Genomic DNA, 11,475 nt, shown 5'->3' on the forward strand with positions numbered 1-11,475 from the left:
TGGGCCGGGGGGCGGGGTCCACCAGCACACGGAGAGGTCGGGTACATGTCCCAGTCGGGCCGGAGCAGCCAGGAAACCATGCGGGCGATGGCGTACGAGACGTACGGCGGGACGGAGGTGCTTTCCGAGATCCGTCTGCCGCTGCCCAAGGTCGGCCCCGGTGAGGTCCTCGTCCGGGTCAAGTGCGCCGCCGTGAATCCCGTCGACTGGAAGATCATGGCAGGCGGCTTGGACGGCCTCATGGACGTCATCTACCCGGTGATCCCCGGCTGGGACGTGTCCGGCACCGTCGAGCGGGTCGGCATCGACGTCCCCGAATACGCCGAGGGCGACGAGGTGATCGCGTACGCCCGCAAGGACTACGTGCACGGCGGGACCTTCGCCGAGTTCGTCAACGTGCCCGTGCGCGCCCTGGCGCACAAGCCCGCCTCGCTCGACTGGGCCGAGGCCGCCGGCCTCCCGCTCGCCGGGCTCACCGCCTACCAGGTGCTCACCCGCCTCGGCACCGGCAAGGACGACACCGTCCTCATCCACGGCGCCGCCGGGGGCGTCGGCTCCCTCGCCGTGCAGATCGCCCGTTCGCTGGGCGCCCGCGTCATCGGCACCGCCTCCCCCCGCAACCACGACCGGGTGCGCGAACTCGGCGCCGAACCCGTCGCGTACGGAGACGGACTCGCCGGACGCGTACGCGGCCTCGTGCCCGACGGGCCCACCGTCGTCGCGGACTTCGTCGGCGGTGTCGGCGGCGTCACCCGTGAAGTGCTCCACGACGACGGCCGGCACGCCTCCATCGCCGACCCCAGCGTGCTCGGATCGGGCGGCGAGTGGATGTGGGTCCGCCCGGTCGGCAGCGACCTGGCCGCTCTGGGCCGCCTCGCCGACAGCGGACGGCTGAAGGTGCCGGTCGCCAAGACCTTCCCGCTGGCCGAGCTGGCGGCGGCCTTCGAACTCAGTCAGGGCGGACACACGGCAGGGAAGATCGTCATCGAGATCTGACCCCTCCCGCCCCCGCCCCCGGCCTCAGGCGCTCAGATCCGGCACCTCGCCGCAGGCCGCCCACGTCACCTCGACCCCCGGCAGGCCGGACCTCCAGGGGGCGGCCAGGGCGGCCAGCCGCGCCGCGTCCGGCGGGGTGGCCCCGAGGCCGATCGCGTAGCGCGCCAATGCCGGGCCGGAGGCGAAGGGGCGGGGCCAGGCGTGCGCGTCCGCGACACCGGCTTCCTCCAGGGCGCCGAGCAGTGCCCGCAGCCGTCCGCGGACCCGGCCCAGGGTCTCCTCGAACGCCCCGTCGCACGTCCGTACGGTCACCACCGCCCAGGCGGCGTGCCGACGGTGCATCGGCGGCGGGGAGGGCGCCCAGCCGACGTCCCCGCCGGCGTCCCCGCCGTCGGCCTCCAGCTGCTCCCAGGCCTCGTACAGCTCCTGGACCAGCAGGTCGCGCAGGCCGGAGCTCACCTGGGTCGTGCAACTGCGCACCGGCGCCGAGGGGGTGAGGATCGTGACCGGATCCGGCCCGCCCGCCGACCCGGGGGCCGAGGGCGACGGCCCGACCACTTCTCGCCAGTCCCAGGCGGCCCACCTGCCGAAGAACTCCCGCAGCAGGGCGCCGGGCGGCAGAGCCCCGGCCTCCTGCACCGTGCGCGCCGCGAGGACCGCCCAGGCCAGCCCGGGCAGCCCGCCGAACGGCGCCGCGTCCAGGCCACGGGCCCGCGCCCACGCCTTCACCTCCCGCGCCAGCCCGGCGAACGCGGCGAGCTCCGCGCCCACGAGCCCCCGTACGGCGTCGGCGTCGCTCACCGCGCTCAGCGCGACGGCGGCCGCCTCGCCCAGCTCCGCCCGCCGGGCCACCGCGTGCGCCGGATCCAGACCGCCGGTGGCGACCGCCACCAGATCCACGGACAGCGGCCCGACGCGGAACCGCAGGCCCGGGACCCGCGCCCCGGTGACCTCGCGCAGCCGCCGGGCCTCGGGCAGGGCGGCCGCCAACCGAGCCCGCACCGTCGCGAGATCGGCGGCCCCGGGCAGCGCGGCCACCAGATCCAGGTCGGCCCCGGGCAGGGCGCAGCCCATGCGGCGGGACCCGGCCATGTGCACCTGCGCACCGCCCAGAGCCGCCCGGATGCGCGCGGTGACCCACTCGGCGTGACCGGGCGGCCCCGCCGGGGCGGGTGAAGCGGTCGAGTTCCCCGACGCGTCCTCGGGCCGGCGTGCCGACGGGCGCTCGAGCCCGCGTCCCGGTTCCGGCTCCCAGCGCACCTCGCCCGTCCCCAGCGCCACCGTGGCCCGGACCCGCATGGGCCCGTCCCCGCGCCGTGAGAGCACGGCCAGCTCCCCGACCCGCACGGCCACCCCGCCGCCGAGCCGAGCCGCGAAGGCCGCCACGGCCCGCTGCGGGTCACGACTGCGCCCCAGGGTCAGATGCGGGGTGTAGCCCTGCCGTCCGTCCGCGCGGCCCCGGCATCCCGGGAACCGCTCCGCCAGCGCACGCCGAAGCTCCTGCCACGGCACCTCACCGGCCGCAGCCGGGTCCAGCCAGACGGTGGCGTCCTCACGGTGCCCGAAGCTGTGCACGCCCTCCAGCCGGGCCTCGAACGGCCCGCTCCCCGCGGCCGCTTCGGCCAACAGAGGCAGGGCCTCGGCGAAGGAGGACTCAGGCACGAAGCCGAAGAGCAGGTTCACGTGCGCGGGCCAGCGGCCGGCCTGCGGGTCGTGCTCGCGCCGCAACTTCCGTACCGCGTCGGGGAGGTGCGGCGGCAGCCAGGCGACCGCCGTCCGAGCGGTCGCCGGCACGTCGAGCCGGGCGGGCCCGCCGCCGCGCGCGCCGAAGTCGAGCGTCGCCTCCACCCCGAAGTGGTCGGAGATGAACAGCCCCTCCGAGGCCGGCGTGTCCCCGCGCAGCGCCGCCCGCGTCACCCGCGCCTGTGTGGAGCCCAGCAGGATCTGGTCCAGCCGGGCCGCCCGCCCCGACAGCGAGCCCACCGCGGCCAGCGGATTGGCCACGGGGTCGAAGGTCGGCGTAGCGTCCGCCGCGCCGTGCACATCGCTCCAGGCGTCCCGCATGCCGAGCGCGGCCGCCGGTCCCGCGGCGCCGTGGCGGCCGTCGTTGAAGTCGCCGAGCAGCGCCACCCCCGCTTCGACGACGCCGAGACCCTCCGCCAGCCGGGCCAGTTCGGCGACCCGCCGCACGTCCCCGTTCTCGGTGTGGTCGCTCGTCAGGTGGGTGTTGGCGACGACCAGCGGGCCGGTCGCGGTGTCCACCGTCACGGCGGTGACCGCCTTGTGCGGGCCCAGCAGGTGCAGCCCGGCCTCCCGCACCGGGAGCCGGCTCAGCACCAGCAGCCCGCACTCGGCGACGTCCCGGCCGGCCGGATCCGTGCCGAGGGTGTACCGGGCCCGCACCCACTGCTCCGCCAGCAGCATGCGGACCAGCTCGGGCTCGACCTCCTGCAGCGCGATGACATCGGCATCGGCGGCCGCCAGGTCGGCCAGCAGCAGCGGCCTGCGCAGGGCGGTGGCGATGCGCGGACCGTCGTACCGGTCCCAGAGCGTGTTCCACGTCAGCAGCCGCACGGTGGCGGGGGCCGCAGCGCCGTCCCGGGGGCCCGGCTCCGCAGGCCGCCAGGCGCCGCCCACGGGATCCCAGGCGTGCGGGGTCCGCGCGGTGAAGAACGGGGCCCGCAGCAGGCGCGGATCGCGAACCCGCCCCGCCCCGGTGGCATCGATCCGGTCCACGCCGGTGCCCCGGTCCCACACCGTTTCGCCGTCCGCCTCGACGAACAGCACCCGGTGCCAGGGGATGTCTCCGCCGGGCACGAAGGAGGGCAGCGGGACCCGCTTGGGCGGGGCCCCGCGCTGGAGCAGACCGAGAACGAACCGCGCCGGATCGAACCGGGGGTCCCAGCGGACCTGGTGGTAGAGCTCCTCACTGGTGCGCATCGGTACTCCCCCGTCCTGCGGGCGGGCGCGTGCCCGTGAGGCCGCCGCCCGTGGGGTCGCCCCCCGTGAGGCCGCCCGCCGTGTCCTCGATGCCGCCGCCCGCACCGATGTACCACGTGCGGTGGGCCTGACCGGCGTACGGCGGGCTGAACCGGTGCAGCTGCGAGGTCAGGACCTGCTGTGGAACCGGATGCGGGCGGACCGCGTTGCGCCGCAGCAGTTCCGCCTCCTCGACCAGCACCACCGCGTGGGTGACCAGGGCGCCCCGGCGCAGGGCGACCGAGCCGGCCAGCCCGCGCTGCTGGTCGGTGAGCGAGGTGGCGTCCCACACCACCGTCCCGCCGCGGGCCAGCGCGGCGTCGAGGCGGTCCAGGCCCTCGCCCAACACCTCGGCGTTGGCCCGCTGGTCGGCCCGGGACCCCCGGGCGCTGCGCAGGTCGTCCAGAGCGACGTACGCGTCCACGCCGGGCAGGCCGCGGCCGAAGGTGCTCTTCCCGCTGCCCGAGGGCCCGCACAGCTGCACAAGCCGGGGAAAGCCTCCGTCGCGCCATTGCCATGTCGCCGCCACCGCCTCCTCGACGACGCCGCAGCCGACACCGGGACCCCAGCCGAGACGCGCGCCCGCGATCCTGCCCTGGCCGAACGCCCGCCGGGCCTCCGCCCAGCAGCGGTCGGCCGCGTCCGCGTCGAGCCCGGCGAAGGGCTCTCGCAGCGCCGTGCGCAAGGCCTCCAGCGGATCGGGGCCGCCGAGCAGCCCCGCCTCCTCGGCGCACAGAGCGGACCACTCCACGCACTCCCGGGCCTGCGGATCACCGGCCAGCGCCCCGGCGAGCGCGTGCAGCACCCCGAGGTCGGCCGCCGCGGCCATCCGCACCAGCCCGGCCCGCCGGTCCGCGTCGGGGAACGGCCGCTGCAGGTACGGGTACAGCCCCACCAGGTCGCCGACGCGCCGGGCAAGCGCCATCCCGACCGGCCCCGCCGCGAGCCGTGCCGCGATCCGGGCCCGCGGCTCGCGGCGCAGCACGGCGGCCAGCACACCGGCCAGCCGGGCCTCCCCGGTCCGCGCCGATCCGTCGATGCGGGCGACGGCTTCGGCGACCTCGTCCGCATCGGCGCCAGCGCCACCCGGCACCCCGACGGCGGCGGACAGACCCGCCACATCGGCCTCGGCCCCGGAGCGCACCGCCCACAAAGGGGCCGCCGGCCCGAGTCCGTTCGGCACCACCTGGGCGAACATCCAGTGCGTACTCGTCTGTACGTGGCCGCCCCGCACCCACTTGGCCACGCAATGCCCGAAGTCCTCGCGCGCGAAGCCGGCCGCCGTACGGACGACGTAGCCCTCCTGCCGGGCGGTGTCGAGCTTCAGCCTGCGCAGCGCGCGCTCGTCGAAGACGCCCCGCCACAGCACGCGCGGGGTGGGCACCCCGAGGCCCCACAGGAACCGTACGGTCCGGTCCCAGTCCAGGCACTCGTCCTCGTCCCACACCGAGAACCCGTAGAACCAGCTGTCCAGGTCCTCGTACGGGATCGAGTGCCGGGCGTACAGGTTCTCCCCGCACACCCGCCGGCCGGCCGGGATCCCGGCGCCGATCCGGCCCTGGAGGCCCTTGACCCACGCCCGCGAGGGGTGGTGCGCCGAGTCGAGCGACCGCGCGTGCAGGCCGTCCCTGTACAGGGTGGTGTTCTCCCCGTCGAGCTTCTCCGTCACCACGACCTCGCGCCCGGCCAGCCCGGCGAGACCCACGGACCGGACGTCGTCCGCCGCCGCCCCGGGTGACCAGGGCAGATGCGGTGTACGGGGATAGTGGGTGCGCATGATCCGCTCCAGCTCGACGACGGGTGCCTCGTCACTGTAGGTATCCGGGGCAGGCGCATCCACCCAATAACCCCGCGTCCACGCGTGGTCGGAGCCGCCGGAGGCCGGTCCATCGGGACCCGTCCGGAGGGCGGTGGGGGCTTCCGGGCACGCCGCCGCTGCGCGCTCCGGGCGATGACGGGCTCGTCGCGCCGCACGATTCCGGCCGCTACCGAGGGCTTCGATGCCGTGACCCGGAACGCCGGTCGGCACTGATCGTGCCGGTGGGGGTGTGGTTTGCCGCTCGTGCCTTTACCACGGCTGTCCCTGAATCAGCCAGGATCCGGACGCTTGACGGGCGTTCGCCGCCCGTTGTCAGTGCGCCGGGATATCGTCCCTCTCAAGTCCCGGAGATCGAGATCCTCGAGGGGGATATCCGCCATGAGCAACACCGAGAGCAGCAAGCACGAGGGATTCACGGCCGAGGAGCGGGCCGCGATGAAGGACCACGCCCAGGAGCTGAAGACGGCATCGCGCCGCAGCTCGAAGGCGGACAAGGCGGCGGAAGCGGAGCGCGAGGTGCTCGCGAAGATCGCCGAGATGAAGGAGTCGGACCGGATCCTCGCCGAGCGCGTCCACGCCGTCATCGCGGCCAACGCCCCGACCCTCGCGCCGAAGCTCTGGTACGGGATGCCCTCCTACGCCCTGGACGGCAAGATCATCTGCTTCTTCCAGAGCGCGGAGAAGTTCAAGGCGCGCTACGCGACGCTCGGCTTCAGCGACCAGGCCAAGCTGGACGAGGGCACGATGTGGGCCGCCGGCTTCGCCCTGACCGAGGTGACGCCCGAGGCGGAGGCGCGGATTGCCGCGCTCCTCAAGCAGGCGCTGAGCTGAGCCGCACGCCCGTTCAACGACCGGGCCTGCGGCTCGGCGGGTGCTCGACGCCTCGCGCGGTCCTCAGGAACTGCTGAGGTCGATGGCGTACGCCGCTTCGCGCACCTCCGCATCCGGGTAGCGGCGCAGGCTGCGGACGCAGGCCTTCCAGGGGCGTGTGGACGGGGCCGTGGGGCCGGACGCGCATTAGCGGCACAAGGCCACGATGGACGGCGACACCGTGCCCCGGGCCGCCTCGCACAGAGCGGCCATGTCGAACGCGCGCTGCGGCGCGGGCCGGGCCCTGGCCGCCGCCGGCGTGCGCTTGCGGGGCTTCGCCGGGGTCGTGCGCTTCGCCGCTTTAGCGGGCCTCGCGGGCCTCGCGGGCCTCGCGAGTGTGACGGGTTCGGCCCCGCGCGGCCTGTGCGGCCGGCCGGCTGCCGTGGCCGGACGCCGCGGCACCGAGACGGGTACCGCCGCCAGGGCGGGCTCCGGTGGCGCCGACTCCGGCCGTGCGGGCGCCGACGAGGCGGGCGATGCGGGTCCGGCAGCCGGCAGCGGGCCCAACGGCCAGGCGTCGGACGCCGGTTGCCGGGATTGCGCACGGGCGGCCGCCGCGGGGGCCGGATGTGGTGCATCCGGTGGAGCGGCGGGGTACACCGTCACGCATCCGGTGACCATGACGAGGGCGACGAGGGGCAGGGTCAGGGGCAGGGCGCGGCGCAACTGCATCCGCCCACCCTGCCGTACCGGCGCCGCGCGAGCCGAACCCGTCACACGGACGGGTGACCGGACGGCCCCTCAGCCCCGGCTCCACCCCCGCGTCGCCAGTCGGAGTGCGTGCTCCACCGGGCCGCGGCGCAGCGGGCTGCCGGCCCAGACCCGCTGCCAGGCCCACGTCAGGCCCAGCGCCGCGCCGCTGAACGCGGCCCAGGCGGACCAGGACGCGGCGCCGTGGGCCGGGCCGGCCAGCACCAGCGCGTGGACGACGTACGCGCTCAGCGCCATCGCGCCGAGCACCGTGAGCGGCCGCAGCAGGAGGACGCCCACACCGGGCCGTGCGGCGAGTGCACACAGGCCGATGAGGGCGCATCCCACGCCCGCGTTGCCGAGGGTCTCCAGCGGAGTCTGGCTGTAGGGGTCGGCCACCAGCAGCCAGTCCCAGGACGTGCTGGGCACGGCGCCGTACTGCCCGCGCAGCACCTCCCGTACGGGATCGGCGGAGGCCAGGGCCTCCGGATGGTGGAGGGCGATCGCCTCCAGCAGCCGTTCCCGGGCGCCGAACACGTGGGCGGCGAGCCAGGCGGAGCCGTACCCCGCGACCGCGGCCACCGTGCCCCACACCGCCATCCGCCGGGCCACCGCCCCCTCACGCACGTTGCAGAGGCGGGCGAGGGCCATCCCGACCAGGACGTACGGGAAGTAGGTGGCCAGCGGATACGCCCCGGTGAGCAGCAGCTCGCACAGCACCGTGCCCAGCCCGGACCAACTGGTCAGATCGGCGGCCTCGGGGACCAGGCCGCGCCCGGACGCCTCATACCCGAACAGGGGGCCCAGCACGAACGACAGCACCGGACCCGCCAGCACCGAGACGCCCGCCACGGCGGTGAGCACCGGGGTGGAAAGCCGGGTGAAGGGCTCGGCCGCCAGGAAGTACACGGCGAAGAAGGCCAGGATGACCAGTATCCCGGGCCACAACGAGGCCAGCCACAGGCCGAGCACGGCCAGCACGGCGCACCGGATCAGCAGCGGACGCCAGCGCTCCGCCCAGCCGTCGGGCTGCTGCGCCGGGTCCAGGCCGCGCTGGGCGAGGACGAGGGAGAAACCGGCGAGGAGTGTGAAGAGAGCCGGGGCGCGGCCGTCGGCCGCGACGAGCAGGTAACCTGCGCCTTCGGGTTGCGGGCCGGGGCCCACGTGTACGGCGAACATGCCGAGGACGGCGAGCCCGCGTACGGCGTCGACGCCGGCCAGCCTGCCCGAACCGCCCGCCTGGGCGGATCCGCCGGTCCGGCCGTCCCCGTCCGCGGCTGCCGTCGCTCCCGCTGCCGTCGCCACCGGTGTCCCCGCTTCCGCGGCCCCCGACGGCCCCGCGTCAGCCTCCTTCACACCGGCGTCTGCCTCATGACCACCCGCGTCCGCCCCCGTCACTCCCGAGTCCGTCCCCTTCACTCCCGCCCCCGTCGCCGTCACGTCCGCCACTTCCGTGTGCCCTTCATCCGCCTATCGCGACCCCGCCCGCCTTCGTCCCCGGGGCGACGTCCTCGCCGGCCAGCAGCAGACCGGCGACGTTCAGCCCGCCGAAGCCGAGGACCGCGGCCGCCTGCGGCCACGCCGCCGGCATCCGCCGCGTCCCCCGCTCTCCGGTGTCCGGCCGGGGCCCGTGGGGACGCGCGTCGCATGCGGGGGTCTCTCCTCGGTGCGCCCGCTCGGTCCGGTCCGGTACGGGGGTGCGGTGCGGTGACGTGGTCGGACCGGCGGTTTTCATGCCGCCAGTCCGCCCGCGGAACGTACCAAGGGCTGCATAACCAGGTAGTAAGGAGGTGGGGGAGTGGCGAGGTCGCCGGCGCCCCCGGCGCGCGGGTCGCCGTAACCCGGGAGCCGTGCCCGCTGTTGCACAGCCGGCGGGTCCACCCACGGTGAACGGAGTCCGATGCCGCAGCTGACCGACCAGGGCGCGATCGTCCGGGCCGCGATCGAGGAAGGCGCGACGGAGCAAGGTGCCGTCGAGCAGGCCGCCGTAGGGCAGCCCGCCGCCGACCAGCCCGCCGCCGACCAGGCCGCCGTCGAGCAGACCGCCTCCGAAACGGGCGCGGCCGACCGGCCGGTGACCGGCGGGGCAGCGGTCGACCGGCCTGTGACCGACCGGCCCGTGGCAGGCGATCACGAGCGGCCCGGGACCTGGATGACCCCCGAGGAGTACGGCGCCTCGCGGGCCGCCGTCTGGACCGCGGCCGTCGTCCTCGTCACCGACAGCGACGGCCGGGTACTCATCCAGAGCGTCGACTACCGCGCGGACCGGCTGCTCCCCGGCGGAGCCGTCGACGCGGGTGAGGCGCCGTCCGCGGCAGCCGCCCGCGAGCTGCGTGAGGAGCTCGGGGTCGACGGCCGCTACCCGCGTGGGCTCGCCGTCGACTGGGTCCCGGCCGACACCCCCGGCTTCCCACCGGAAATGCGGTTCCCCGGCGAGATCCTGCACGTCTACGACGGCGGCACCTGGACCCCCGACCGGATCGACGCCGTCCGCCTCCCGGACCAGGAGATCACCGGCATCCACTTCGTCGAGCCGGCCGACCTGCCGGCCCTGATGGACGCGGGCGACGCCCGCCGCGCCCTCTCCGCCCTGCGCGCCCGCATCAACGGCTGTGGCACCGCCCTGCTCGAGGACGGCCGCCCCACCACGCCGACCCCCCTCGACCGGCTCGGCGTGCTCCGCACCCGCCGGACCCCGCAGCGCGGAGCCTGGCATCCGGGTCCGGTCCCCGCGCAGCTTCCCGTACGGGACCGCTCGGGCTGGCTGTTCGCCCCCGACGGCCGGGTCCTGCTCCTGATCGCCCGTGCCACCGGCGCCGCCGCGCTCCCGTCCCCGACGGCGGGATCGACCGCAGGGCCGGTCATTGCGCTCGGCTACCGGTACGGCGACCAGGTCGTCCATGCCCGCGACGCGGCCCGCCTCACCGGCCTGCCCCCGGCCGAGGACCCTGCGTACGCCCGCCTGCTGGCCACTCCCGAACAGGTCCGCGAACTGAGCGACTGGGGCCCTGCCGGCGACGACGAACTCGCGGCGGTCCACACGGTCCGCGCCCGGCTCGGCCTCCCCGCCCCCACCCGAACGCCGCTCACGGAACTCCCCGAGGAGGACCTGCGATGGTGAGGGTGACCTCTCAGTGCCGCCTCGTACCGTCGACGGCATGGGTCGGGCCGGTGCCTGATCGATCAGCAGCCACGAAACCTCCCCCCTCGGGAAACCGGCCCCGCGGACGGCGTCGGCGGTCGAGGCCGACCGGACCTGCCCGCGGGCACGCCGCCGGGGGGCCTGGCGGCGTGCCCCGTTCCCCGGCCACCGCCCCCCGCGGACCGGCGGCGCGGCAGTACCGATCGCCCGCGGGCCGGTGGCCGGTCCAGAGGCGCGGGCGGGCGCCCGTGCCCACCCCGCGGCCATCGCCGTGACGGGGAAATCCGACGTCCACGGTCCGCGGTCCCGCAGCATGGGGCCATGAGCGACAGCGCGATCACCTACACCCTGTACATCCAGGCCGATCCCGCCCGGGTCTGGCAGGCCCTCACCGAGCCCGCCTTCACCCGCCGGTACTGGGGCCTCAGCTTCGAGACCGATTGGGCGGTGGGCTCGCCGATGGACTGGGTCGAGCGGGGGGCCCGCACCAGCGACTCCGAGCAGGTGGTCCTCGACTGCGTCCCGGACCGTCTGCTCTCCTACACCTGGCACACCTTCACCCCGCAGTGGGCGGCCTCGGTCGGCATCGGCGAGGAGCTGCGGGCCGAGCTGGCGAAGGAGCCGCGCACGAAGGTGACGTACGAGATCGAGCCGGTCGGCGACACCCTCGCGCGGCTGACCATCCTGCACGAGGGCTTCGAACCCGGCGGCACCCTGATCGGCATGTGCGGGCGGGCCTGGCCGATGCTCGCATCGAGCCTCAAGACCCTGCTGGAGACCGGGGCGCCGCTGCCCGAGCCGGAACACGAGACGGGCCAGGGGGCCGGCGGGCACGAGGCGTTCGAGACCCGGCCGGACCTCGGGAGTCCCGAGAACTGACCCGCGGCGCGGAGAGCCGGCCCCCCCCCCCCCCCCCCCACCAGGCCCCGGGCGCCCCCCCGAGCCCCCCGCCCCCCGCCGAGACCCGGGCGGGCGCGGC

General features: G+C 75.9%; 8 protein-coding genes. 4 read left to right on the top strand and 4 right to left on the bottom strand.

Annotated features, from left to right (window positions below):
• Positions 1-78: 78 nt before the first annotated feature.
• Positions 79-996, top strand: coding sequence for an NADP-dependent oxidoreductase (locus tag ACWGIF_RS21890; protein ID WP_453499815.1), 918 nt, complete (start codon positions 79-81; stop codon positions 994-996).
• Positions 997-1,020: 24 nt separating this feature from the next.
• On the opposite strand, the gene ACWGIF_RS21895 is transcribed toward ACWGIF_RS21890, so the two are convergent.
• Positions 1,021-3,936, bottom strand: a complete 2,916-nt coding sequence (locus tag ACWGIF_RS21895; RefSeq protein ID WP_453499799.1) for a poly(A) polymerase — start codon at positions 3,934-3,936, stop codon at positions 1,021-1,023.
• The gene (locus tag ACWGIF_RS21900; RefSeq protein WP_453499817.1) at positions 3,923-5,752 is read right to left on the bottom strand and encodes an RNA ligase family protein; all 1,830 of its coding nucleotides are present in this window, start codon (positions 5,750-5,752) and stop codon (positions 3,923-3,925) included. The genes ACWGIF_RS21895 and ACWGIF_RS21900 overlap by 14 nt, the downstream gene beginning before the upstream one ends.
• A gap of 420 nt (positions 5,753-6,172) precedes the next feature.
• Between ACWGIF_RS21900 and ACWGIF_RS21905 the strand changes: the two genes are divergently transcribed.
• Complete coding sequence (locus ACWGIF_RS21905; RefSeq protein WP_453499801.1) at positions 6,173-6,625, top strand: iron chaperone; 453 nt, start codon at positions 6,173-6,175, stop codon at positions 6,623-6,625.
• 780 nt (positions 6,626-7,405) lie between these two features.
• On the opposite strand, the gene ACWGIF_RS21910 is transcribed toward ACWGIF_RS21905, so the two are convergent.
• Positions 7,406-8,659 carry a heparan-alpha-glucosaminide N-acetyltransferase domain-containing protein gene (locus ACWGIF_RS21910; protein WP_453499803.1) on the bottom strand — a complete coding sequence of 418 codons (1,254 nt, stop codon included), beginning with the start codon at positions 8,657-8,659 and terminating at the stop codon, positions 7,406-7,408.
• A 157-nt stretch (positions 8,660-8,816) separates the two neighbouring features.
• Positions 8,817-8,945 (bottom strand): hypothetical protein, encoded by a 129-nt coding sequence (locus tag ACWGIF_RS21915; RefSeq protein WP_453499805.1) that lies wholly within the window; start codon positions 8,943-8,945, stop codon positions 8,817-8,819.
• 309 nt (positions 8,946-9,254) lie between these two features.
• Here ACWGIF_RS21915 and ACWGIF_RS21920 point away from each other — a divergent pair, with 309 nt between their 5' ends.
• Entirely contained in the window at positions 9,255-10,475 is a 1,221-nt protein-coding gene (locus ACWGIF_RS21920; protein WP_453499807.1) for an NUDIX domain-containing protein, read from the top strand.
• 342 nt (positions 10,476-10,817) lie between these two features.
• Positions 10,818-11,375 carry an SRPBCC family protein gene (locus ACWGIF_RS21925; protein ID WP_453499809.1) on the top strand — a complete coding sequence of 186 codons (558 nt, stop codon included), beginning with the start codon at positions 10,818-10,820 and terminating at the stop codon, positions 11,373-11,375.
• Positions 11,376-11,475: the final 100 nt, after the last annotated feature.

It is taken from the genome of Streptomyces sp. NPDC054849, assembly GCF_053610945.1.

What these genes read in the sequence shown, in the direction of transcription:
- ACWGIF_RS21895 (WP_453499799.1), bottom strand. Translation starts at nt 3,936, where the DNA reads ATGCGCACCAGTGAGGAGCTCTACCACCAGGTCCGCTGGGACCCCCGG.
- ACWGIF_RS21915 (WP_453499805.1), bottom strand. Translation starts at nt 8,945, where the DNA reads ATGCCGGCGGCGTGGCCGCAGGCGGCCGCGGTCCTCGGCTTCGGCGGG.
- ACWGIF_RS21925 (WP_453499809.1), top strand. Translation starts at nt 10,818, where the DNA reads ATGAGCGACAGCGCGATCACCTACACCCTGTACATCCAGGCCGATCCC.
- ACWGIF_RS21900 (WP_453499817.1), bottom strand. Translation starts at nt 5,752, where the DNA reads ATGCGCACCCACTATCCCCGTACACCGCATCTGCCCTGGTCACCCGGG.
- ACWGIF_RS21905 (WP_453499801.1), top strand. Translation starts at nt 6,173, where the DNA reads ATGAGCAACACCGAGAGCAGCAAGCACGAGGGATTCACGGCCGAGGAG.
- ACWGIF_RS21920 (WP_453499807.1), top strand. Translation starts at nt 9,255, where the DNA reads ATGCCGCAGCTGACCGACCAGGGCGCGATCGTCCGGGCCGCGATCGAG.
- ACWGIF_RS21890 (WP_453499815.1), top strand. Translation starts at nt 79, where the DNA reads ATGCGGGCGATGGCGTACGAGACGTACGGCGGGACGGAGGTGCTTTCC.